Raw genomic sequence first — 25,638 nt, forward strand, 5'->3', positions numbered from 1 at the left:
AGTGATCAAAAAGTAAACAGTCGCGTGAAGAAAAATGAAGCAGGCAAATCCTAAAAAATGAAGTAGACTACGGAGTGTATGACTATGGAGCCAGAATGTATATGCCGGATATTGGTAGATGGGGCGTAATTGATCCGCTGGCGGAAACTTCTCGTCGTTGGTCAACATATAATTACGCTTACAATAATCCAATCAGATTTATAGATCCCGATGGGATGCAAGCTCTAGATAAGATCAAGATTTTTAATGATGGTAAAATAGAAAGAACAGCAGACACTAATTCTTATGACACTGTTACCAATGAAGATGAATCTAAATCTATACAAATCGCTCGTACCAATGTTTCTGAAACAAATCCTACTGGAGACTCGCAAATAGGCGAGTTGAAGAATGAAAAGGTTTCAATTGCAGGAGTTGGACCTGATTTCGGTTATTTCCAAATAAATGATTATAATACAGCTACACAAGTTTTCGAATTTATAGCAGATAATACTTCTGTAGAATTTGGGCAGGATAAATTTGATTTTTCTGACGGGTTTTCTACAAATGTAATAAGCACAAATTACAATGAAACTAAACACGCAAGTGCTGCTGATGTATTAGCGAATCATAATCTGAGTTTTGGGTCTGGTACCATGCATATAACAAAAGATGGTGTGTATTCTGAAGCTAGCCACTCCCACCCAGGATTTGAATATAACCCTTCTGGTTTTACTGATGATAAATGGAATAAAGGAAATCCAACATTTAAGATAGCTTATCCAGATGATGGTGATAAAGGACGTTCAAAAAATAATAATGCACTCTCTAAATATGTGTATAATACATGGTTAAAAAATAACGCAGCAAATGGTGGATATGTAAAATATGACTACAACCAAGCAGTATATACAGGAAAGAAAAAATAATTTTAATTGAATATATATGAAAAAAATAATTTTAATCATTCTAATTTTCTTTTTTACATTGAATAAAAGTACTATTAGAAAACAAGATTTACATAATATTATAAATGGATACATAGAATATGTTTCTAAAAAAAGGAAAGTTGACAATAATAAAGAAATATTAGCCGTAGTTGTTCATAATCAAATAAAAGATGGAGAACAGCAATATTCGGTTGATGTTGCTTTTTTTGAACCTGAATTTATGGAAAGAACTCAGTATAAAAATGTTTATATGTTTGAAGGATATAAGCTTATATTACCAAATAACGAATGTAAGGCTATTGAAAAAATGTTTAAAAAGGTAAAGTATGAAAATTTCAATCAAAAGAAGACAATAATTACTCACGACTTCAAAAACTGGCATATTGTTTTAAATAAAAAAGATGAAATAACTTTTTTATCACCAGTTCCGATTTCGGGGTGTATGAAGTCAATTTTAATGAATAGAAAATTAAAATTCTCTGATACATACGAAGATATTACATTTTCTAATCCTTCTGCTGATTGCTCGACGCTTACACATTAATACTCTATACAATTATAACAAAAACCCCAGCGCATTGCGGTGGGGTTTGTTTTACATTATAGATTGTAATTTAGTTTGTTTGAGGAATGCATCAAGGAGAGCGAAGACATGTTGTCTATCGTTCTCTTTTAGTTTTTGGATATCCAAAATTTTAGAAACAATACTTTTTTCCAAAAGAACATCTGTAGCACCCCCCGCTCCCGCACGATTGTATCGTGTGATACTTATACAGATTATCTTGTGCGCGGGCTAAATATATAAAGAGTTATTGTTAAAAATGTAAGATAAGGGTTTTAGGAATTCAATTTTATATATTTGTTTATAGTTTTTCGACCACACGAAAGGATTCGTGCGGTAGCGGGGACTATCATACCAATATGGTACAACAAAGTTATTTGGAACTAACCCATCTAAAAATTAATATAAATGTTAAAAAATAATAAATCTTTATTTTTCATTTCTTTGATTGGATTCTTAATTTTATTTATTTTAATAATGAAAAAGGATTATCTGATCTTTTTAAATCAGAAACAGATTCTTTTGTCTCTGAATTTTCTCCTATTGAAATGCAAAAACAAAAATATTTAGGAGAAGTTGCTGATTCCTTAAATCATATGAATGCTTATATGAATTTTGGTAAAATTTGTTTACCTACGCTTGATCAATGGAAAGACAAAATTGAGTTAGGAGATTATGTTTCTAAAAAAAAAGGCAGTTTAACATTATTAATTGAAAGAAATAATAAGAAAAGTTATTTACATTTTGATAGTATTAATTTTAAAGGTGCTCCACCACCATGTAGGTGTAAAGATTTAAGTAAATAAAACCAATTTTAATAGTTGACCTTTTATTGTTTCACTATCCCCCTGCTGGCACGAGCGTCTCGCTCGTGTCCACAAATAAAAGATAAAAACCACTGCTCCAGCAGTGGTTTTTATCTTTTATTTTTCAAGCAACTTTTCCAGTCTGCCCATCATTTCATCCTTTTCTTTCAGCATTCTTTCATAAAGAGCAATCTTTTCTTCGTGAAGTTGGATAATTTTGTCCATTGGGTTGATGTTACATTTGTATTGCTCAGCATAGGCAACAGCATCATCTTGAAAAGTATTTGCTATAATATTCACAGCCTGTTCCTCATCAAAATTTTGAAAAGCTTCTACAGGAATTTTCAGTACTTCGGATATTTTTTCCAGCAGTTGGTTTTCGATGGTTTCTTTTTGTTCAAGTAAAGAAATCTTCTTTTGGTTCCAGTCTTCGCCTAAATCAAGAGCCAATGCTTCCTGCTTTATTCCAAGCATTTCTCTAAAACGTTTTACATTTCTTCCCTGATGTATTTTATAGTCCATTCTTAATCAATTTGTGAAGATTCAAAGATAATACATTCTGTAAAGTAAAAGTTAAAAAATGTCTGGTAAAATATTCCTGTTATACTTATTAAAGTGTCGGGAACCATTTTATAAAGTGTCTTCAACAGGTTCGGAAGTGCTTTCGGTCACTCCGGTAAGTCTCTGCAGCCGCTCATTAATTTGCTATAACCATTTCGTAAACTGTTTCCAGACACTTAGAAAGTCCCTCTAAGCACTATGACAAACCTCTCCAACCACTTTATCAAGTGTCTATAGCCGGTTCAGAAGTACCTACAGTCCCTTATATAACAGGCTATACCCTCTTACTCATGGGGTAGAGGGGGTTGGTGAAGGGGGTATAATATGTTATGAAAGTAGCTATTGATCGTGTTTTCTGATAGACTTTAAACAAAACCTCCGCTGCAATTCATTGCAGCGGAGGTTTTTATATTTTCAAAGAAACTATTCATCATCCCTTTCTCCTAAAGACTCTTTTAGCTTAATGAGTTCAGCTTTTACAAATTCCAGACGGTCGATAAGGGTAATGGTTTCGGAAATTTTACTGTTGGTGGTCAAAGCGATACGGGCTCCGTCCAGAGTATATCCTTTTTCCTTCACCAGATGGTAGATCATCTGAAGGTTTTTGATATCCTCAGGAGTGAAATATCGGTTACCTTTTCTGTTCTTTTTAGGTTTGATAATAGGGAATTCCTGTTCCCAGTAGCGTATTAATGAAGTGTTTACATCGAATGCTTTGGCTACTTCTCCTATAGAATAATACAGTTTATCAGGTAAATTTATTTTCATTTTACAACTCCTAAACCTCAAAGATAAAAATTTTTTAAAGTTGTAGCCAAATATATTGTAAAAAGTGCTGTATGACTTTTATTTCAAAGAAGATGTATTTTATTCATGAATAAGTGAGAAAAAAATAAAAATGAATCTGATTTTTTAATATCTTAGTCAAATTCAACCCAAACTATTATGATATGAAACATTATTTCTTTATTTTCTCACTGATCATCCCTTTTTTAGGGTTTTCACAGTGGACAAGAACTGAGGTCAGGGCTCAGAAAGTTAAAAAATCGCAGGAAAAATTAGAATTTTCCGGGCTGTATGCATTAAATGCTGACCAGCTTAAAGAATCATTGAAAAATGCTCCGGTGCGTTTTTCAAGTGAAAAAGGAGTGGTTATTTCTCTTCCTTCTGCTAATGGAAAGCTTGAAAAGTTTCAGGTATGGGAATATTCCAATATGGCTCCAGAATTGCAGGCAAAATTTCCGGATATCAGATCGTATGTAGGAACAGGATTGGAAGACCCTTCTGTATATGTAAGATTCAGTCTTTCACCAGTCGGTTTTTCATCCATGACAACAAGATCAGGAATCTCCGAATTTATCGAACCCTACACAGAAGACAGATCTGTATACGCTGTTTTTGATTCCAATGCAAGAAGAGGGCAGGACAAACAACCTTTTGAGTGTGCTACACCCAATAAATCTGAAGTCAAAAATTCCGAAAAAAAAAACAATGCTGCCAATAAAAAAACGGCAGGATTTAATGTCTTCAGACTGGCCATAACCTGTACAGCTGAATATGCACAATATCACCTTACCGCAGCGGGAACACCTTCGGGAGCAACAGACGCACAAAAGAAAGCGGTTGTTTTAGCAGCAATGAACACTACACTGACCCGTCTGAACGGTGTTTTTGAAAAAGATCTTTCCCTTCATTTTAACCTGGTAGCCAATAATGATGCTGTCATTTTTATCAATACAACTTCACCGGGCTATCCTTATACTGCATCAGACGAGCAAAATCAGGCAGGGCAGACAACAATTACCAACCTCATTGGTGCTGCCAACTATGATATGGGACATATTTTTGACCGTGAAGACGGAAACGGATATGCACCAGGTGATATCTGCGATGATGCCACTAAAGCAATGGGATGGACAGCCAGCAATTATCCGGAAGGAGATAATTTTGATATCGACTATGTGGCTCACGAAATGGGACATCAGTTAGGAGCAAATCACACATTCAGCTACAGTACAGCATCTGGTAATCTGGCGTCATTAGTGGAGCCGGGTAGTGGTTCTACCATTATGGCTTATACCGGAATTACAAGTAACTATGACGTACAGTTTAATTCCAATGATTATTTTCATGGATTTAGCGTACAGGAAATTAAAACAAACATAAACAGTGTTGCCTGTGGTGCCAATACTCCTTTTGCAGATCCGGCACCATCCATCAATGCAGGTGCAGATTATGTCATTCCAAAATCTACCGCATTTGTCCTTAAAGGAACTTCTACAGATGCCAATACAGCACCTTATACCTATACGTGGGAACAGATGGATTCTGGTTCGGCTCAAACAGGAAATAATTCTATTCCTTATCTGAACAAACCAACTGGTCCAACATTCAGATCCATAAGTCCGGTAACCACTCCGGTAAGATACTTCCCGGACTTCAATAAAGTATTAGCCGGAGTTCTTACTACCAAGTGGGAAACAGTTTCTGGTGTAGGAAGAAACCTTAATTTCGCGCTGACTGTAAGAAATAACAGCGTTGCTGCTCCTCAAACCAGTAAGGATGCCATGATGATCACTGTAAATAATGCTTCGGGGCCATTTAAAGTGACTGCTCCTGCATTTGGTCAGTCTGCAAGCTCTGGATCAACAGTTAATGTGACATGGGATGTAGCAAATACCACACAAGCGCCTGTAAGTACAGCGAATGTGAATATTAAATTATCTACAGACGGAGGGCAGACATTTACTACTATTGCAGCCAATACTCCTAACGATGGAAGTGAGCAGGTTGCAATTCCGGCAGGATCTACTGCCACGAATGCCTATATTTTGGTAGAAGCTGTAGGAAATATCTATTATGCGGTAAGCCCTAGTTTCGTGATTGATTATAGTGTAGAAGGAGAAAACTGTACTACCTATACTTACGGAGGTCCTGCTGTTCCTATTACGGATGGTCCTGGAGGAAATGCTGCGATTGCTTCACCTATGGTTTCAGCACCAATGACAGTTAACAACCCTGGAATCATTACAAAAATTAAAGTAACACCTTCTGTTACTCATACTTATGTAAGTGATGTTTCACTGGGAATAGAAGGTCCTTTGGGAACATCTGCCCTTATCTGGCACAGACAGTGTGGTTCTCAGGATAATATAGCCGCTACATTCAGTGATACAGGAAATGCGGTTGTTTGTGCTACACCTATTCAAGGGGAAGCTAAATCTAATGAATCATTGGGTATTTTCGTAGGACATCCTGCACAAGGGCAATGGAAATTGTTTGCTTCAGATAATTATACAGGAGATACAGGAACCATCAATGGATGGACACTTCAGGTATGTACCCGCCAGACGCAGTCACTAGGAATTAAAGAACCAAATTCTCCATTGGCAGATGATATTAAGATTTACCCTAATCCAAGTGATGGTAACTTCTTTATTAAATCTCAAAATATAAAAGGAGATGTAAAAGTAAATATGTTTGATGCTAGTGGAAGACTGGTTTATTCTTCAGCATATAAGAGTGAAGGCAATAATACCAAAGAGTTTAATGTAAATGTTCCTAAAGGAGTATATGTGATCAGCATCAACTCTTCAAAAGGAGTTTACAACAGCAAACTTGTCATTAAATAACAACAGTTCGTTGTAACAGATAAAGAGGATCGGTCTATACCGGTCCTTTTTTTGTTTAAATTTGTGAATCCTTACGATCCATATAAATATAAGTGATGAATCCGATCTCAGTTCTTCATATCAATCTTTTCCAGGCGGGTAAAAATACTTCAGATTTTTATTTTAATACCATGAAAAACCATTTGGTAGTAGGACACCGTCATATTGAAAAACCTCACAGGCATGATTTCTATGCTGCGGTTCTTTTTACCAAAGGAACAGGAGTACACGAGATTGATTTTCAGAAATATGATGTTTCTGAAGGAAGCTTTTTCTTTTTGTCACCGGGTCAGATTCACAGTTGGGAACTTTCAGAAGACATAGAAGGGTATATTTTCTTTTGCTCCCAGGAATTTTATGAAATGCATTATGTGAATCAGAAACTGAGAAATTTTCCCTTTTTCGGATCCGTATCATTTCCCAGAAAACTTCAACTGGACACTTTAGAACTGAAGAAAAATATCACTTTATTTCAGGAATTGGGGGAAGAGCATCAGGCTAAAAATATTATGAAAGAAGGGCTGATCTTATCATTAATGTCTCAGATCTTCATCAATGCTGCCCGATTATTTTCAAGAGACTTTGATACCATGGATTCCACTGCCGGACTTTCTTATTTTAAACATTATCAGGATTTTGAAAATTTGATTGAACAGCATTTTGCAGAACAGAAATCAATTACCTATTATTCTTCTTTAATGGGTATTTCATCCAAACATTTAAACAGAATCGTGCAGACGGTTGTTCAGAAAACCGCTACTGACATCATTACTGAAAGAGTAGTACTGGAAGCCAAAAGAATGTTGATGTACCTTGATGAAAGCCTTGTGGAAATTGCTTTCCGTTTAGGATATGAAGAGTATTCCTACTTTGTAAGAGTATTCCGGAAAAGCTCCGGAATGACTCCTACTCAGTTTATGAGGAAATATAAGGCTTAATGAGTTTAAAGTTTAATGTTTTGAGTTTAAAGTTGCGGGTTGTTTTTTGTTTCTGGTTATTAGTTGATTTTGTTGATGGGTATTGCTTATTGGATCACAAATACGCTCTTTCAATATTTTCAAAGTATTTTCTTAATCCCCAATCCCCAATCCCCAATCCCTAATCGCTAAAACCTATTACCTGCAACCTGTCACCTATCATCTGCCTCCTACAAAGCTAACTTAAACGGTCCTTCAAAAGTGGTTTCAAATGAGTCTACCAGTGTTCCTTTTTCATCAAAAACTCCAATGACCATATTTTGTTTTGAGAATTTAATCTCTTCTTCAGGGAAAGAAATATTGATGTTTCCTTTCAGGATCTGGTCTCCTTTCAATATGATTTTTTCAGAACCGAAATAAGTAATTTCAGCATGGGTAGGAGAGATTACTCTGATAGTAAGGGTTTTCTTTTCATTCGATTTATTCAGAAGGGTATAAATAAAAGTATTGGTGATTTTACCGTCTTTAACGAAAAATGTAGATCCTGCCGGTTTGATGAATTTCGCTTCCATAGAGCCTCGGTCGTACATTAAGAATCCAAGGAATCCGATAAGTAGTGCCAGGATAGCAGTTGTAGCTTTCATTCTTGGAGTAAACCGGAATTTATCCTGATTTTCAATTTCGGCTTCCGTGGCATAACGTACGAGCCCTTTAGGTAAACCTACTTTTTCCATCACTTCATCACAGGCGTCAATACATGCCGTACAGTTTACACATTCCAGCTGCTGCCCGTTTCTGATATCAATTCCTGTAGGACATACTACCACACACTGGTTACAGTCGATACAATCTCCTTTTCCTGCTGCTTTTCTGTCTTCATTGTTTCTCCATTTTGCACGGCCTTCACCTCTTTTAAAATCATAATATACATTGATGGTTTGTTTGTCAATCAATACCCCCTGAAGTCTTCCGTATGGGCAGACCAGCGTACAAACCTGCTCACGAAGCCAGGCAAAAACAAAATAAAAGGTCATGGTAAAGAATATCATACCGGTAAACTTCAGTGAGTTTCCTTCAGGACCTTCAGCCATAATACGGAAAACCTCTTTATAGCCTACGATATACATGAACATGAAGTGGGAAATAGTCAGTGAAATTAAAAGGAAAACAGACCATTTTATCAGTCTTTTTCGGATTTTCTCTGCATCCCATTCCTGTCTGTCGAGTTTCATTTGTTTGTTTCTGTCACCTTCGATCCAGTATTCTATTTTTCGGAAAACCATTTCCATAAAAAGAGTCTGAGGACACAGCCAGCCGCAGAATATCCTTCCGAAAACTACGGTAAACAGCATCACAAAAATAACAGATGTTACTGCTCCTAAGGCAAGAATGAAAAAGTCTTGTAAGTAAAATGGCTGTCCAACGATAAAGAATCTTCCATCAATGACATTAATGAGGAGAAAAGGATTATTATTGATTGTTACAAATGGCAATCCGAAAAATAAAGCAAGGAGAAGATAGCTGGTGTAATTTCTGTAATTGGTATATTTTCCTTTAGGTTTTCTTGGGAAAATCCACTTCCTTTTTCCAGTTTCATCCATCGTTCCCACTGAATTTCTGAAATCTTCATTTTCAATTTCCAAAGACTTGATATTGTTGGATTCTGCGCTCATTGTTGTATGCTATAAAAGTATTTTGGTACAATTTTCATCAGGATTCATTCTCTTTTTAAGATTTTTTTTCATGAAAAAAGTATGTTGATCCTGTACTGCAAAGCTCCGGATTATATCCTTTTAGTACTAATATGATCTACTTCCAAAATAGTACAATTGGGACATTTTGTGTTGATGATTTTTATTGTATCAAAATGAGAAAATATTTTGAAACCTATGTTTCATATTGTAAATTGCACTTTTAAAAATGAAGCATGAAGAATATATTTAAAATAAGCATGATTGGTTTGGTTTTCGCATTGATAAACTGTCAATCAGTAAATTATAGTAAAATGTTTTATGAAGGAGTACAACCGGAAATGGTTTCCGACAAGTTCAGTTTCACAGAAGGACCATCTGCTGATCAAGAGGGAAATGTTTACTTTACGGATCAGCCTAATGATAAGATCTATTACTGGGACTGGAAAAGCAATAAGGTGATAGAGTTTTTAGATAAGACTGGAAGGGCCAACGGAACACACTTCGACAAAGACGGATATTTAATTACCTGCTCTGATGATCAGGGAGAGATCTGGAAAATCTCAAAAGATAAAAAAGTAGAAGTTTTGTTGAAAGGTTTTGAAGGAAAAAGACTGAACGGGCCAAACGATGTCTGGAATGATGAAGTTGGAGGAATGTACTTTACTGATCCTCTGTATGAAAGAGATTACTGGGTTGGCTTTAAACAGGAAATTCAGCACAAAAGCCTTTATTACAGAGATAAAACCGGAAAAGTAATCAAACTAGATACATTTACACAGCCTAATGGAATTGTAGGAAGTGAAAAATTAAAGAAATTATATATTTCTGATATCGATGCCGGGAAAACCTATGTATATGATATATTGGGGGATGGAAAGCTGTCTGAGAAAAAATTGTTCTGCGAAATGGGTTCAGACGGAATGGAGCTGGATAAACATGGAAACCTTTATTTAACAGGGAATGGAGTGCATGTTTTTAACCGTTTGGGAAAGAAAATTTACCATATTTCTATCCCGGAAAAGTGGACATCTAACGTCACTTTTGGTGGAAAAGACAATGATATTCTCTTCATTACTGCCTCAAAATCTGTATATACTTTCCCTACAAGGGTAAGAGGTATTAAATAATTTTTGTGTCATTGCGAGGAGCATGGCGACGAAGCAATCTCTTTTCATTACATATGAGATTGCTTCACTTTGTTCGCAATGACAATTGAGTGGAAGGTCTAATAAGCAACCTCCATTTTCACCTTCTTTCCTTTCAGTTTTTCGTTCTGAAGTTTTCTTAAAAGAGCGTTTACTTTATTTCTGGAAACGGCAACATAAGAGGTAGTATCTTTCACTTCAATAATTCCTACATCCTCTTTTTGCAGTTCTCCTTTCTTTAAAAGATATCCTACAATATCTACTTTATTTACTTTATCCTTTTTCCCGGCACTGATATAAACCGTCTGGAAAGGTGTTTTTTGCGGAACTTTAGTAAACCCGGCAACACTTTCTTCAGGTGTATTGTTTTTAATGAACGGGAAATTTTCTTCCTCAGTCATGATCAGATATACAAAACCTTTGGCATTCATTCTTGCTGTACGTCCGTTTCTGTGGATGAAGGCATCTTCTTTGGGAGGAAGCTGATAATGAACAATAGATTCCACTTCAGGAATATCAAGTCCGCGGGCAGCCAGATCGGTTGTAATAAGAATTCTTGCAGAATCATTTCTGAACTTAAGCAGGGCACGTTCTCTTTCGTCCTGTTCCATACCTCCGTGGAAGGTTTCTCTGTCGATTCCCATTTGATTAAGAAGCTCAGAGATACGGTCTACAGCCTCACGGTGGTTACAGAAAATTAATGTTCTTTTGTTTCCGATTTTACAAACCAGATTGAAAAGGGTATCCAGTTTTTCTTCGGGAATAGTCATTACTTTTCTCAACTGAAGATCCGGTTTTATATCATTTTCTTTAAGGAAACTGATTACTTTTTCATCTTTTAAGCCTGTAAAAGCAGGAATTTCATCCATTGCTGTTGCAGAAGTTAAGATTCTTTGAGAAAGTCCTTTTAAAGAATTGGAAATAAATTCCATATCATCCTGAAAACCTAGTTCCAGAGCTTTATCGAATTCATCAAGAACTAAGGTCTTAATTGTCTTTGGATCAAAATTGTTATTTCTTAAATGATAAACAATCCTTCCTGGAGTTCCTATGAGTACAGCGGGAGCTTCAATTAAATTATTAACCTCGATTTTTTTATCATGCCCGCCATAGCATACAGATACTTTAAAATCTGTTCCCATGGCTTTAAAAACCTGTTCAATCTGTAAGGCCAGCTCTCTGGCAGGAACCAATATCAAAACCTGAACTCCCTGAACATTTTTTTTCAGATTTCTCAGCACCGGAAATAAAAAGGCAAGAGTCTTTCCTGATCCTGTAGGAGAGAGCAAAACGATGTCTGTATTGTTTTCAGACGCTTTATAAGCAGATTTCTGCATCTGATTCATATCCTGAATCTGCAGCTTTTGATAGATCGGTTGTAATTCCATGGTGCAAAGGTAGTGATTTTAAGTGGGGATGGGTGAGAGCGTTTGAGGGTTCTGGAGTGATAGAGTTTGAGAGTTTGAGAGCCTGAGAGGGATAGGCCAGTATTGTTCTTCTTTAATTCTGTGTTAGTGTCATTCTGAATAAAGCTCAGCGAAATGAAGAATCTCATATTGTCCTCTACTTATTAATGCTTTGTGAACTGCGTTTGTAAACTTTCAGTTTATGTTCAGCATGACAGCGGATATTGCTTCATTCTAAATTTAAAACAGTTAGTATTAGAATGTCATGCTGAGCTTAGTCGAAGCATTTTTTAATCAAAGTATTGATTTTTAAATATATAAGTTAAATATTAGCGTGCTGAAATGTATTGCTTATCTTAAATAAAATTCATATCTTTGCACCCACTTTTGTGGCGAAAAGGTTTGAACAGTAAATTACTTACAATTAATTACTTCCGTATTTTTTAATCCGCATTTATTCAAACCGTTAAAAAAGAAGGAATACAAATTTTTATTAGAAAATGTCAAAAGAGACAAATTCAGCAGAGGTTTTATTAAACCAAAACGTAGCACCAGAACAATTTGATTGGGATTCATTCGAATCAGGTCTTGATGCAGATGCGAGAAAAGAAAAAAGCGATTTAGAAGAAATCTACAACGGATCTTTAAACAACCTAGACGATAACGACGTTTTAGTTGGTAGAGTTGTAAGATTAACTGACAAAGAAGCTATCGTAGACATCAACTTCAAATCTGAAGGTGTTATCTCTCTAAACGAATTCCGTTACAACCAAGGCCTGAAAGTAGGTGATGAGGTAGAAGTAATGGTTGACAAGAGAGAAGACAAAACTGGTCAATTACAATTATCTCACAGAAAAGCTAGAACGCTTAAAGCTTGGGATAAAGTAAACGAACTTCACGAAACTGGAGAAATCGTTAACGGTTTTGTTAAATCTAGAACTAAAGGTGGTATGATCGTTGACGTTCACGGAATCGAAGCATTCTTACCTGGTTCTCAAATTGACGTTAAGCCAATTAAAGATTACGATCAGTTCGTAGGAAAAACTATGGAATTCAAAGTTGTGAAAATCAACCCTGAGTTCAAAAACGTAGTGGTATCTCACAAAGCATTGATCGAAGCAGATATCGAAGGTCAGAAAAAAGAAATCATCGCTCAGCTTGAAAAAGGTCAGGTTCTTGAAGGAACTGTTAAGAACATTACTTCTTACGGTGTATTCATTGACTTAGGAGGTGTTGATGGATTGATCCACATTACAGACCTTTCTTGGTCTAGAGTGAACCACCCATCTGAAATCCTAGAGGACGGACAAACTGTAAAAGTTGTAATCCTTGATTTCGATGATGAGAAAACAAGAATCCAATTAGGTATGAAGCAATTAGAAGCTCATCCTTGGGATGCTCTTTCTGCTGACTTGAAAGTAGGTGACAAAGTAAAAGGAAAAGTAGTAGTTCTTGCTGACTATGGTGCATTCGTAGAAATTGCTCCAGGTGTAGAAGGATTAATCCACGTTTCTGAAATGTCTTGGTCTACTCACTTAAGATCTGCTGGAGATTTCGTAAAAGTAGGTGATGAAGTAGAAGCTGAAGTATTAACTTTAGATAGAGAAGAAAGAAAAATTTCTCTTGGTATCAAGCAATTGTCTAAAGATCCATGGGAAAACATCGAAGCTAAGTATCCGGTAGGATCTCAGCATGTAGGAACTGTAAGAAACTTCACTAACTTTGGTGTATTCGTAGAGTTAGAAGAAGGTATCGACGGATTAATCTACATCTCTGATCTTTCTTGGACTAAGAAAATCAAGCACCCATCTGAATTCTGTGCAGTAGGTGATAAACTAAACGTTGTAGTTCTTGAATTAGATATCCAAGCTAGAAGATTATCTCTAGGTCACAAGCAATTGACTGAAAACCCATGGGATAAATTCGAAACTAAATATGCTGAAGGAACTATCCACGCTGGTAAAGCTGTAGAGGTTCACGATAAAGGAGCTTCTGTTCAATTCGAAGATGCTGAAGTAGAAGCATTCTGCCCTTCAAGATTATTAGAGAAAGAAGATGGATCTAAAATCAAAAAAGGTGAAGATGCTCAATTCAAAGTAATCGAATTCAACAAAGAATTCAAGAGAGTAGTAGTATCTCACACAGGTATCTTCAGAGACGAAGAAAAGAAAAACGTTAAAGAATCTTCTTCTAGAAACGTATCTTCTTCTTCTAACAACGAAGAAAGATCTACTCTTGGAGACATCGATGCATTAGCAGAGTTGAAAAGAAAAATGGAAGAAGGTAAATAATCTTTGAACCATTGATAAATAAGGAGCCGCTCATTTGAGCGGCTTTTTTTTATGCGAATAAGGACGAGAAATAAATCGGGTAAAAAGTGAAAATGATATCATTTTTTTGGATATCAAAAATGAAAAAAAACAATAAAAATTGATGACTATTTACTATTGAAAATATTCATTCATTAATGATTTAATTTAGTGAAATAATTACATTAAAAATATCTAAAAGCTTTGTAAATATAATGCTGTAGCTGTAAATCTATGATAAGGTTCTCTCTATTGAGAAATATGTAAAATTATTTTTATTTAATTAATTTATTTGTATTGATTTATTTTTAAATTTTAAGTAAGAAAAATAATAAAGATTTGTGAATTATTTGTAGATTAGCGGCTTTAATAATGGATATGAAAAATAAAGCTCTACCTCTTTTATTTGCGGTGTTTTCTGTATTTCCAACAATATTGTTTGGACAAGATAATGAAAAGCTGATTAAAGATTATATTTCTCAAAACAAAATAAGAGAATGTAAAAAATCTGATCTTAACAATATTATTATTGATAATGTAGATCCGTCAAAATCACTGAATGGTAATGTTGTGAAATTTTTACAGACTTATAATGGGTTACCCATATACAGTTCTGTGGGAACAGCATTGATTAAGGATAATAAAATTGTTTATTATACAGACAATTTTGTAAAAGATTATACTGCATCTACTTCAGGTACAGCTGTTATTAATAAAAATACGGCGCTTCAAAAGATTGCTGAAGATTTAAAGAATCCTGATATTGCTAATTTTACAGTTCTTGAATATCTTGAAAAGACTCAGAAAAAAGCTACATCAGCTAATCAAAGACTGGTGTATACCAATGATGAGAATGGAAATCTTCGTCTGGCATATGAATATACTTTAATGGAGCCAAAATCTCCAAATTACTGGAATATTTTAGTAGATGCCAATAATGGAAACATTCTGTTGAAAAATAATCTGACACTATCTTGTAATTTCCATCATGATGCTTATGATTCAGATACTAATTATAATCATGCGGATCATTTTGAGAATACATTAATAGGACCTCAAAACAGCATGGTACAAAATAATATTCCTTTGCTTGTACCAGATAATGCATCCTACAATGTATTTCCATTGCCAATTGAAGCACCTACTTTCGGTTCAAGATCAATTCTGACTAATCCATGGCTGCTAAGTGCTTCTCCTGAAGGATGGCATTCTGATGGGGTAAACCATTATACAGTTACAAGAGGGAATAACGTTTTTGCTTACGAAGATGTGGCGGGAACAGCTTTAACAGCTCCTGATTACCTTACAGGTACTCCGGCAGAAGGAGGAGCCACAAGAAACTTTAATTTTGCTTTTAATATCAATGAAGCTCCTGTAAATAATAGAAATGCAGCGATTACCAACTTGTTTTATATTAACAATAAGATGCATGATATTTTCTATAAGTTCGGATTTACAGAATCTGCAAAGAACTTTCAGCAGAACAATTTTGGAAATGGGCCTGTAGGAGGAGATGACGACTCTGTATATGCAGAAGCTCAGGATGGAAGTGGATTAAACAACGCTAATTTCTCTTCACCATCAGATGGATATACTCCCAGAATGCAGATGTATCTTTGGTCATCTATTGGTAGAATATTTTATTATAATGCGCCAACTACTGCTGTTTCCCGCACACCAGGAGCAGGAACAGCTCAGTTCGGTATTCCGGTACCGATGAATGGGATTACAGGAGATGTAATGCTGTCTCCGGTTTTAGATGGATGTACTGCTTTACCAGTGGGTTCACTGACTGATAAGATTGGTTTGGTTGAAAGAGGAACGTGTGCTTTTACTGTTAAAGTAAAAAATCTTCAGGATGCAGGGGCTAAGGCAGCTATTGTCTATAATAATGCAGTCAATGGTTCTACTTTGGGAAATATGGCGGGAACAGATGCTACAATCACTATTCCTTCAGTGCTTATTATTAATTCTGAAGGAGAATACATAAAAACTCAGCTTGCTGCAAACACCAACGTAAATGTTACCCTTAAAGGAAACATGACGCCAGATGGAAGTTTTGATAACGGAATTGTAATCCACGAATATGGCCACGGAATATCAAACAGAATGACAGGTTCAGGATCTGGATGTTTGAATGCAAACGTGAGTAAAGAGCAAATGGGAGAGGGATGGTCTGATTTCTTTGCTTTAATGTTGACTAACAAAGCTGGAGATAATGCTACTGTAGCAAGAGGTACAGGTACTTATGCATTAGGTCAGGCTATAACAGGAGCTGGTATCAGACCTGCAAAATATTCAACAAACCTTTCTGTTAATGGATATACCTACGGAAACACGAACGGAATGGAGTACAATAACGGAACAGCAGTAGTTCCGGATGTACATTCAATCGGTTTTGTGTGGGCTACAATGTTATGGGATCTTCACTGGAAGTATGTTGAAAAATACGGATATTCTTCAGATGTATTATCTACAACTCCTAATGGCAGCACAAAAGTATTACAACTGGTAACAGACGCTCTGAAACTTCAGGGATGTAACCCAAGCTTTATTGACGGAAGAAACGCAATATTGGCCGCAGAGCTGGCAACTACACAGGGACAGGATAAATGTATGATCTGGGGCGTTTTTGCAAGAAGAGGTTTAGGAGTGAATGCTTCTGCAGGAGTTAAAAATAACATTAATGACCAGATTCAGGACTTCAGCGTACCGGAAGAATGTGCATTATTGGGTACTAATGAAGTAAACAGTGATAAAAATAAAGATGTTTCTATCTATCCAAACCCGGCAAAGGATGAGTTTTATATCAAATTCCCGAGCAATACTCTAGGAAAAGTGAGCGTAGAACTTTTTGATATGTCTGGAAAACTGGTTTCTTCTGAAGATAAAGTTTCACCGGATGCTAAGAAAGCAATTTCTACAAGCAATTTGGTAAACGGAACTTATATGGTTAAAATTAAAGGACTTGGTTTTGAAGCTTCTTCAAAAGTAATGGTTAAGAAATAATTTACTTATCCTCAATTATAAAATCGCCACAAGCTTGCTTGTGGCGATTTTATTTATCTATTAACCTAACACTCCGGATAGGTTTAATTTATATATCGTACCTTTGCAGGCTGTTAAAAAAATTATGAAGAAGAAAAATATACTAAAAGGTGTTTTATTTGTAGGGATTGGAGCTAGTATATACGGTATGTTGGCCACTTTTGTGAAAATGGCTTATCATGATGGTTTTACAACTTCGGAAGTAACTACCTCTCAATTCGTTTTAGGTCTGACGGGACTTTTGATCCTTAATCTTATTCAGACTTTAACCTCAAAACAAAAATTATCGCGGCCAAGCTCTAAAGAAGTCAGAATGTTGCTGCTTGCAGGAACCTCCCTGGGGGGAACAAGTTTATTCTATTATATTGCAGTACAGTACATCAATGTTTCTATTGCTATTGTTTTGCTGATGCAGTCAGTTTGGTTCAGTGTAGTAGTGGAAAGTATTATTACTAAGAAGCTGCCTAATGCAAGAAAAGTAGTTTCTGTGGTTATCGTATTGCTGGGAACAGTTCTGGCAACTAATCTTATTAATATGGAAATAGAGCTGGATTGGCACGGGGTATTCTGGGGTCTGATGGCGGCTGCTTCATATACCTTGACGATGTTTACTTCCAATACACTTGCTACCCATCTTCCGGTTTTCAGAAAGAGTATTATTATGCTGGCAGGTGGTTCAGTAGTAGTTTTTGCTTTTTTATTCTTTGCTCAGATAGGACCAATGTATTTTGATGGCTTAAAATCATTATACTTAAATTTCACAGATAATACAGAACACATTCACTCATTTAACTATTCAATATTTTTGACCTATGGATTTGTTTTAGCACTGTTTGGAACCATTATCCCTCCGATTTTATTCAATGTTGGATTTCCAAATGCAGGATTGGGACTGGGAAGTATTGTTTCCTCACTGGAGCTTCCGGTTTCCGTAACAATGGCTTTTGTTTTACTGGGAGAGAAAGTATTTTTCATCCAATGGATAGGAATTGCGCTTATTCTTTTCGCTATTGTTCTGATGAACTTGCCTTCAAAGAAAGAAAAAGAAGTTGCGATGGCAGAATTATCTTAAAAATATTTAATTAAAAATAACACTTGAAACCGTTCCTTTTGGAGCGGTTTTTTTAATTTTAATCTTTAAAATAAAAGTTTCATGAAACATTTCAGAAATATATTGGCTGCTTTTACAATCACGTTCTCCGGTTTTATGTTTTCACAGGTAAAGCCTCTGGATGCAATGCTGTCTGATTATCAATATCCTTATGAGGTTCATTTTCTTAATTTAAAGTCTCAGGGTGAAGATTTGAAGATGGCCTATATGGATGTGCAGCCACAAAAGCCCAATGGAAAAACAATTATGCTTCTCCACGGGAAGAACTTTAATGGTGCTTATTGGGAGAGAACTGCTAAAGATCTTTCTGTTAAAGGATTCAGGGTAGTGATTCCGGATCAGATAGGATTTGGCAAGTCTTCAAAACCTCATGCTTACCAGTTTTCTTTTTCACAGCTGGCAGAAAATACAAAAGCAGTTCTGGATGAGCTAAAGATTGATAAAGCTATAATTCTGGGACATTCGATGGGAGGAATGGTAGCGACCCGATTTACATTATTATATCCTGAGAAAGTACAGAAACTGATACTTGAGAATCCAATCGGTCTGGAAGATTATAAGACTTTCGCAGCATATCAGACCATTGATCAGGCCTATCAGTCTGAACTTAAGAATACAGCCGAAACGTATAAAAATTATCAGCTGAAATTCTATTACGACAACAAATGGAAAGAAGAATATCAGCCCTGGCTTGATTTAATTGCTGGGTGGACGCTTCATAAAGATTATCCTCAGGTAGCCTGGGATGCAGCACTTACCACGGATATGATCTACAATCAACCCGTTTGTTATGAATTTAAGAATATTAAAGTTCCTACATTGCTTATCATTGGTACAAGAGATAGAACGGCAATAGGAAAGGACAGAGCACCTAAAGAACTTCAGCCGAAAATGGGGCAGTATCAGGAACTTGGAAAGAAAACTCAACGTGAAATTGCCGGTTCAAAGCTTGTGGAGATTGAAAACGTAGGACATCTTCCCCATATTGAAGTCTATCCAAAATTCATTGAAGCAGTGTATAATTTTATACAATAAATCAATCTTTAGCCATAAAATATTTGAAACATTAAGTTTTTGCAAGGGATTAAAAATAGTAAGCACTATAAACATTCTGCTTAATTTTTCATCTTTGATGAAGCTTAACTCATCTTATCACCTTCATTAAACATAATGTTTCAAAATCAATTCTTTTTGCCTTCAAATAGCAGTAAAGTACCAACTCCAATTCCAGAAAACAACACGCACGAAATTCCCAGATTTTGTATTAAACCAATACCTATTAGTCCTGAACCTATCAGTATATAATAAATCAATCCCAGTAAAGCCCCGGCACTTCCTGTTTCATTTTTATAATTAATAAGTGCTGTACTCAGAATATTAGGGATAGCCGTACTGAATGCCATTACAATAAAAAAATAGGGAATTAAGAAGTAAATTCCTTTACTTGCCAGAATCCACACAAAAATAGAGGCTGCAAATGCTGTAAATGTACTTGCTTTAACTAAATATTTAGGTTGTATGTTTCTCAATAACAGAAATCTGTTAAGCTTTGCCCCTGCAAATGTTCCAGCTGCCAATATGATACTGCTATATCCAAATGTATATGAGGAATAATGGTATTCTTTAAAGATAAACGGGGCTAGAGAGTAATACGAAAACAGGAGGACATTAAAGCTCATGATTAATAAACAGCATCTGATAATTTCCCCATCCTGAATCATTCGCTTGAACAATTTTACCAAAGTACTTATGTTGATTTCTTTTACCGAATGATGTGTTTCAGAAATTTTTTGCCTCGAAATAGTGAAGAATAATACAGCCAGCAAACACAATGTGACAAATATTCCCTGATGTCCAACGGAAGAGGCCAATACTGAACCAGTAATCATTCCCACTACAGGACTTACAGATAAGCCAATTCCGATCCAGGAAAAAACTTTGCTGAGATGATCTTTGTCATAGCTGTCTCTTAAAATGGTTTGTGTAACAATAGAACCTACAGAAATTCCAAATGCTGAAATAATTCTGGCTGCAAGAAAAATGATAAAATTGGGTGCGAAAACAGCTGTTAAAGCTCCGATTCCATAGGTAATGAGACCATATTCTAATGATTTTTTTCTTCCGATTCTGTCACATTGAACGCCCCAAAATGCCACTCCCAGAGCAAATGCTATAAAATATAAACTGATCGTCAAAGTTACAGATTCTTCTTTCACCCCGAACTTTTCCTGAACCATGGGTAAAACAGGGCTATAGATGGTTTCTATAAACTGCGGAAGCATTACCAGCAAAGTCAGCAGCCATATAGGATTTGTCTTTTTCATTTTTTTTTTTCTGCAAAGTTTCCAAAAAATGAATGTATATTTATAATGAGATAAAAACAAAAAACATCAAAAATAGGACATGGCTGTATTAAAACAGAATGAAGAATTTAATGCCGATTCTATTCCGGAAATGGTAGTTGGAATAGCCTCAGATATGGTATTGCATGATTCCGGTTTTCATTTTCATAAAACGAAATCTCAGTTGTTGTATGCACCATCAGGCTGTATGACGGTTACTACTTCTGACAGGCAATTAGTTTTGCCTCCGTTTAGAATGCTCTGGATTCCAGCAAATGAAGTTCACCGTGTCAATTTTAGAAATATTGTAGCCTATAGATCGATTTATTTTGATGAAAATTATGCAGGAAAATATATAGGTTCGGGTCTTAAAGTTTTGCATGTAAATCCTTTGCTAAAAGAAATTATAGAAAGGATCTGTTTTTGGGAATGGTCTGCTCTCAAAAATGATCAGACCCATCTTTTAAAAGTATTCTGGGATGAAATGCAAAGCGCACCGGAAGAAAAACTGGAACTTAAAATGCCACGGGACCGGCGGTTTAAGAAAATTGTAGAAGACTGGACTCAGCGTAACTCTACACCTCCCATGTTGAAAAATCTTGCAGAAGAAGTAGGGGTTGTGGAAAAGACAATCAGCCGTATTTTTAAAAAAGAAACAGAATTGTCTTATCAGGACTGGAGACAGCAATGGAGGCTGCAACGCTCCATTGAACTTTTGGTAGAAGGCAATTCAATAGGAGAGGTGTCTCATATTCTTGATTTTTCTTCGGACAGTGCTTTTATTGAGTTTTTTAAAAAGCATACAGGATCTACTCCTTTACAATATCTGATGAAAAACGAATAGTCATCAAGTAAAAAGAGATTGAGAAAATAGGGTCTTTAATCAAAAGAAAGATTAAATTTTTTTTTTAGGTTGTTAACCATGTCAAGGTTTTAAACCTTGACATGGTTAATGATCTGCTTGTAAAAAAAATCAAAATGAATTCTACTACAAAAATCTCTGATTTTTCTTAACTTATCTTACCTCCTTAAAAACTCTTAATGGTTTAAAACTGGTAAACATTTCTTGCCCTATGCAAAGTCTATTGAAAAGTAATTTGCTTAAAATTGTATGAGTCAACAGAATAGCTTTACAAAAAATAAAGAATATGGACAATTATACTACTACAATTGAACTCAAGGCAGCGGCAGAGAAGACCTATGAAGCACTTGCTCATCAGATTCCTCTTTGGTGGTCTGAGCTATTTACCGGAGCATCAGCACAGGAAGGCGATGTTTTTACAGTAAGATTTGGAGACAATATTCATAAGACAATACGAATAAAAGAATCAATACCCAATTTGAGAATAATCTGGTTGGTTGAAGATTCTTTGATTGCCATTCCTGAATTAAAAAATCAGACTGAATGGATTGGGACAACTATCGTCTGGGAAATGGAACAAAAGGAAAACAGCAGCTTGCTGCAGCTTACCCATACAGGGTTGAATCCGGCTGTGGAATGCTATACTATTTGTTCTGGTGGCTGGAATCAGTTTGTCGGAAGTTTGAAACTCTTTCTGGAAACCGGCAACGGAACTCCGTATAAGAAATAAGATAAAAAATGTTTTAACAAAAAAAGAGACTGTTTACATGTAAACAGCCTCTTTTTGTATGTATTGTTGTCTGAATTATTTCTTCTTGTAAGCAGCGTCTTTGATTCTTGCTTTTTTACCTCTAAGGTCTCTGAAGTAGTAAATTCTAGCTCTTCTAACTCTACCTCTTCTATCAACCTCAATTTTTTGAAGTGCAGGTAAGTTAATAGGGAATACTCTTTCTACACCTACATCACCACTCATTTTTCTGATGGTAAAAGTTTTTGTAGATCCAGTACCTCTTAGTTGGATAACTGTTCCTTTGAAGAACTGAGTTCTAGTCTTTTGTCCTTCTTTAATTTCGTAATACACAGTAATTGTATCACCTGCTTTGAATTCAGGGAATTCTTTTTTCGCAATGTACTTGTCTTGTACGTACTTTAATAAATCCATTATTAATAAAATAAAATGTTAAAGCTAAGCAACTTACACGTTCTTCGTCAGAGGTTGAATAACAGGTTGCAAATGTACAAAATAGTTTTTGAATACGCCAAATAATTAATGTGCTAAAAACTATAATTTTTTCGTTCCGATTTTGCTGAAAAATTAACAGTTTCTTCAAAGTACCATCAGACTGAGTTTATATGGGAATTCTACTTTTGCCCGAAATAAAAAATCACAGCAATGATTTTTTAATTGACTGATTTACAATTCGAAATTCTATATGTTATTTTAAAACGAAAACGATTATGAAACATTATTTCTTCTTTTTTTGTTTCGCGGTCCAGATGGCTTTCGGGCAGGCTTTGTATCCTTATTTACAAAACCCGACTCCCAATTCTATGATCGTCAATTGGAAAACAGCTTCCAATAATGAAACAACAGTGATCTATGGAGATTCTCCAACCAACCTGAATGTAACGGTAACGGGAACCACCAATATCTTCTCAGATACAGGATACAACAACAACTATTATTATCACACGGCAAAGGTTAACAATCTGCAGCCGAATACAAAATACTATTATAAGATCAAAACAGGAACAAGTGAGTCTGCTATTTATAATTTCAGAACGCTTCCTTTACCTGGACAGCCTGTAACGGCTAATGGAAAAATCCGATTCCTTATCATGGGAGACAACCAGATCAAAGCAGAACCAAGATATGATACGCTTACTTTGAATGCTTATAAAAAATTAAAAGAAAAGTTCGGGGCAACTACCGATCCTTCTGATAATATTGCGCTTACTTTTATGGTGGGTGATCAGGTAGACGTTGGAACTCTGGATCACTATGAAAATGTTCACTTTAAAAAGAATATTAAATTATCGCCTTATCTGCCTATTCAGACAACGGTAGGAAACCATGAGACCTATGGAACGATGGGAATGAATTCTTACTATGCTCACTTTTATATTGATGAAATTAGTTATAAAGGAATAAGCTCAGGAAATGAAAATTATTATGCTCAACAGGCTGGTAATGTATTATTCGTAAGTTTAAGTTCAGAACATACAGGATCTGCACAGCAGACATGGCTTCAGCAAGTCTTAACAGCAGCCAACAATGATGCTACCGTAGACTGGATTATTTCTTTAAGCCACAGACCTTACCAGGCAGAGCAGTATGTAGGAGATATTTCTACATGGGTAAGAGAAAATGCAGTACCGCTTCTGGTAACTTCAGATAAATATCTGATGCACGTAGGAGCCCACCATCACCTGTATCACAGAGGCCAGCTTAAAAATACACCGAATTATCAGATCATTTCAGGAGGAACAGCCTGGGATCAATACTGGGGAATGTCTAATGAGCAGGATTTTGATGATGTTCAGAAAACATTGACAGACTGGACGTATCAGATTGTGGAAGTAGATATTCCGACAGGAAAAGTAGATATCGAATGTTATTCGATTGGTGGAGTGTACAACAAGAAAAATAATGTCCTGGTAGATTCTTTCCACAGATATAAAAACCAGCCTAAACCGGCAAAACCATCCATCACAAACAATTTCACAGGTACTATTACTTTGCCACTGACATTGAATGGAAGTGCATTTTCCTCTTCAAACGGAGAGCTTTTAAATACAACACAATTCCTGTTGAGTAAAACTTCTAATTTTTCTGTCATTGAAAAAGAATTCTACAGAGATTTTGAAAACTGGTTCGGAAAAGATGGAAACGGAACTCCGGATAAAACCAAAAACCTGAATGATGGAGTAGATATTACAAAAGTAACGCTGGCTTCGAATTCTATTCCAAATGGTATCTATTATGTGAAAACACGTTACAGAGACAGAAACCTTGAATGGAGTGAATGGAGTGATGTAAAGCAGTTCGAAATTACAGGAAGTGTAGTGTCAAATCCTACATTTACTTTAAATAAAACAGAATATGCTCAAAACGAAGCGATCACGGCTACTTATACAGGAGGTCCAGGAAATCAGCAAGATTGGGTAGGAATTTATAAGAAAGGACAAACTCCGGCTTCAACCACTTCACAAGGGTTTGTTTATACGAACGGACAGACTGCCGGAACAGCTACTTTCCCGAATGGTTTGGCTGCTAAAGGTCAGTATTTTGCAGGATTTTTTGCGAATGGCGGTTATACGGAAATTACGGCAAGAAAAAATTTCTATGTAGGACCGAAAGTGCAGCTTCAGGCTACAGCAGACACGTATCCGGTAGGAGGAACGGTTGTCATCAATTTTACAGACGGACCAAGCCTGCAGAAAGACTGGATCGGAATTTATAAAATGGGACAGACTCCGGGAACTACTGCTTCTATCAAATGGAGCTATGTGACAGCTGCTTCTGGAACCCTTAATTTCACAGGACTTCCAAAAGGATATTATTACGCTCAGTACTTATTGGAAGACGGATACAACGGAATCGGGGAGAAGGTATTCTTTAAAGTGGGAGACATTGTCACTGACCTGTGGATCAACAAACCGGTCTATACTTTAGGAGAAAATATTACGGCTTCATGGACGGATTCTCCTGGAATCATCAAAGACTGGCTGGGAATTTATCCTCAAAGTATTCAGACACCGGATGATAACTTTGTTTCTTATACGTATTTTGACGGTGTAACTCAGGGAACAAAGACAATTCAGGGAACAGCGGTACCTGCCACTCCAGGAAATTATTATATGGTCATGTTTACCAATGACTCTTATACGGAAGTTTCCAACAGAGTACAGTTTCAGGTGGCTTCTCCTACTTTAGGAACAGAAGAAACAAGAAGCACAGAGAAAAATGTAGTGTTGTATCCAAATCCAACGAAACCGGGACAACCTACTTTTATTAAAAGTGATTATCCAATTGAAAAAATTGAATTAGTTTCAGCTTCAGGAGAACTACTTTATGTATCGAAAAATATCAATAACCAGCGTTTCTCTTTGGTGAATGAAAACCTTCCGGCTGGTGTTTATTTTGTAAAAGTACACGGAAGAAAACTATTTACTTTAAAGCTGATTATTCAGTAAAATAAGCTAAATACAATGATAATTTTAGAGGCTGCCAGCAATGGCAGCCTCTTTTTTATTTAATTTTTCACAAAGTAT

General features: G+C 35.9%; 19 protein-coding genes. 13 read left to right on the forward strand and 6 right to left on the reverse strand.

Annotation, left to right across the window (positions count from 1 at the left end; genetic code table 11):
* Positions 1 to 101: 101 nt before the first annotated feature.
* The 3 genes from CQ046_RS23915 to CQ046_RS15100 all read left to right on the forward strand — a co-directional run bounded on the left by CQ046_RS23915 (position 102) and on the right by CQ046_RS15100 (position 2,297).
* Positions 102 to 908 (forward strand): JAB-like toxin 1 domain-containing protein, encoded by an 807-nt coding sequence (locus CQ046_RS23915; RefSeq protein ID WP_410493687.1) that lies wholly within the window; start codon positions 102 to 104, stop codon positions 906 to 908.
* Positions 909 to 924: 16 nt separating this feature from the next.
* Positions 925 to 1,473 carry a hypothetical protein gene (locus CQ046_RS15095; protein WP_105703073.1) on the forward strand — a complete coding sequence of 183 codons (549 nt, stop codon included), beginning with the start codon at positions 925 to 927 and terminating at the stop codon, positions 1,471 to 1,473.
* A gap of 566 nt (positions 1,474 to 2,039) precedes the next feature.
* On the forward strand, positions 2,040 to 2,297 hold the full coding sequence (locus CQ046_RS15100) for a hypothetical protein (RefSeq protein ID WP_105703074.1): 258 nt from the start codon (positions 2,040 to 2,042) through the stop codon (positions 2,295 to 2,297).
* 117 nt (positions 2,298 to 2,414) lie between these two features.
* On the opposite strand, the gene CQ046_RS15105 is transcribed toward CQ046_RS15100, so the two are convergent.
* Together CQ046_RS15105 and CQ046_RS15110 are read right to left on the reverse strand one after the other, a co-directional pair.
* On the reverse strand, positions 2,415 to 2,819 hold the full coding sequence (locus CQ046_RS15105; RefSeq protein ID WP_105703075.1) for a helix-turn-helix domain-containing protein: 405 nt from the start codon (positions 2,817 to 2,819) through the stop codon (positions 2,415 to 2,417).
* Positions 2,820 to 3,281: 462 nt separating this feature from the next.
* Positions 3,282 to 3,626 carry a MerR family transcriptional regulator gene (locus tag CQ046_RS15110; protein ID WP_105703076.1) on the reverse strand — a complete coding sequence of 115 codons (345 nt, stop codon included), beginning with the start codon at positions 3,624 to 3,626 and terminating at the stop codon, positions 3,282 to 3,284.
* A gap of 182 nt (positions 3,627 to 3,808) precedes the next feature.
* Here CQ046_RS15110 and CQ046_RS15115 point away from each other — a divergent pair, with 182 nt between their 5' ends.
* Both CQ046_RS15115 and CQ046_RS15120 read left to right on the forward strand, forming a co-directional pair.
* Complete coding sequence (locus CQ046_RS15115) at positions 3,809 to 6,490, forward strand: reprolysin-like metallopeptidase (protein ID WP_105703077.1); 2,682 nt, start codon at positions 3,809 to 3,811, stop codon at positions 6,488 to 6,490.
* Between the two features lie 95 nt (positions 6,491 to 6,585).
* Positions 6,586 to 7,467 (forward strand): AraC family transcriptional regulator, encoded by an 882-nt coding sequence (locus CQ046_RS15120; RefSeq protein WP_105703078.1) that lies wholly within the window; start codon positions 6,586 to 6,588, stop codon positions 7,465 to 7,467.
* Between the two features lie 209 nt (positions 7,468 to 7,676).
* On the opposite strand, the gene ccoG is transcribed toward CQ046_RS15120, so the two are convergent.
* Positions 7,677 to 9,119, reverse strand: coding sequence for a cytochrome c oxidase accessory protein CcoG (gene ccoG, locus CQ046_RS15125; RefSeq protein ID WP_105703079.1), 1,443 nt, complete (start codon positions 9,117 to 9,119; stop codon positions 7,677 to 7,679).
* 254 nt (positions 9,120 to 9,373) lie between these two features.
* On the opposite strand from ccoG, the gene CQ046_RS15130 reads away from it, so the two are divergent.
* Entirely contained in the window at positions 9,374 to 10,267 is an 894-nt protein-coding gene (locus CQ046_RS15130; RefSeq protein WP_105703080.1) for an SMP-30/gluconolactonase/LRE family protein, read from the forward strand.
* Between the two features lie 98 nt (positions 10,268 to 10,365).
* Here the strand turns inward: CQ046_RS15130 and CQ046_RS15135 are convergent, their stop codons facing one another.
* Positions 10,366 to 11,673 (reverse strand): DEAD/DEAH box helicase, encoded by a 1,308-nt coding sequence (locus CQ046_RS15135; RefSeq protein WP_105703081.1) that lies wholly within the window; start codon positions 11,671 to 11,673, stop codon positions 10,366 to 10,368.
* Between the two features lie 518 nt (positions 11,674 to 12,191).
* On the opposite strand from CQ046_RS15135, the gene rpsA reads away from it, so the two are divergent.
* The 4 genes from rpsA to CQ046_RS15155 all read left to right on the forward strand — a co-directional run bounded on the left by rpsA (position 12,192) and on the right by CQ046_RS15155 (position 19,194).
* The gene (gene rpsA, locus CQ046_RS15140) at positions 12,192 to 13,982 is read left to right on the forward strand and encodes a 30S ribosomal protein S1 (RefSeq protein ID WP_105703082.1); all 1,791 of its coding nucleotides are present in this window, start codon (positions 12,192 to 12,194) and stop codon (positions 13,980 to 13,982) included.
* 396 nt (positions 13,983 to 14,378) lie between these two features.
* Entirely contained in the window at positions 14,379 to 17,009 is a 2,631-nt protein-coding gene (locus CQ046_RS15145; RefSeq protein WP_228406971.1) for a T9SS-dependent M36 family metallopeptidase, read from the forward strand.
* Positions 17,010 to 17,133: 124 nt separating this feature from the next.
* Complete coding sequence (locus tag CQ046_RS15150; protein ID WP_105703084.1) at positions 17,134 to 18,120, forward strand: EamA family transporter; 987 nt, start codon at positions 17,134 to 17,136, stop codon at positions 18,118 to 18,120.
* A gap of 81 nt (positions 18,121 to 18,201) precedes the next feature.
* Positions 18,202 to 19,194 carry an alpha/beta fold hydrolase gene (locus CQ046_RS15155; protein WP_105703085.1) on the forward strand — a complete coding sequence of 331 codons (993 nt, stop codon included), beginning with the start codon at positions 18,202 to 18,204 and terminating at the stop codon, positions 19,192 to 19,194.
* 146 nt (positions 19,195 to 19,340) lie between these two features.
* On the opposite strand, the gene CQ046_RS15160 is transcribed toward CQ046_RS15155, so the two are convergent.
* Positions 19,341 to 20,483, reverse strand: a complete 1,143-nt coding sequence (locus CQ046_RS15160; RefSeq protein ID WP_105703086.1) for an MFS transporter — start codon at positions 20,481 to 20,483, stop codon at positions 19,341 to 19,343.
* A gap of 79 nt (positions 20,484 to 20,562) precedes the next feature.
* Between CQ046_RS15160 and CQ046_RS15165 the strand changes: the two genes are divergently transcribed.
* Both CQ046_RS15165 and CQ046_RS15170 read left to right on the forward strand, forming a co-directional pair.
* Entirely contained in the window at positions 20,563 to 21,345 is a 783-nt protein-coding gene (locus tag CQ046_RS15165; RefSeq protein ID WP_105703087.1) for an AraC family transcriptional regulator, read from the forward strand.
* Positions 21,346 to 21,649: 304 nt separating this feature from the next.
* A complete protein-coding gene (locus CQ046_RS15170; protein ID WP_105703088.1) occupies positions 21,650 to 22,093 on the forward strand; it encodes an SRPBCC family protein in 444 nt (147 codons plus the stop codon).
* 75 nt (positions 22,094 to 22,168) lie between these two features.
* On the opposite strand, the gene rplS is transcribed toward CQ046_RS15170, so the two are convergent.
* On the reverse strand, positions 22,169 to 22,525 hold the full coding sequence (gene rplS, locus CQ046_RS15175) for a 50S ribosomal protein L19 (RefSeq protein ID WP_068942389.1): 357 nt from the start codon (positions 22,523 to 22,525) through the stop codon (positions 22,169 to 22,171).
* A gap of 296 nt (positions 22,526 to 22,821) precedes the next feature.
* On the opposite strand from rplS, the gene CQ046_RS15180 reads away from it, so the two are divergent.
* The gene (locus CQ046_RS15180) at positions 22,822 to 25,560 is read left to right on the forward strand and encodes a fibronectin type III domain-containing protein (RefSeq protein WP_105703089.1); all 2,739 of its coding nucleotides are present in this window, start codon (positions 22,822 to 22,824) and stop codon (positions 25,558 to 25,560) included.
* The last annotated feature ends 78 nt before the right edge of the window (positions 25,561 to 25,638 follow it).

The sequence above is a fragment of the Chryseobacterium sp. MYb7 genome (assembly GCF_002979455.1).
Lineage (GTDB): Bacteria > Bacteroidota > Bacteroidia > Flavobacteriales > Weeksellaceae > Chryseobacterium.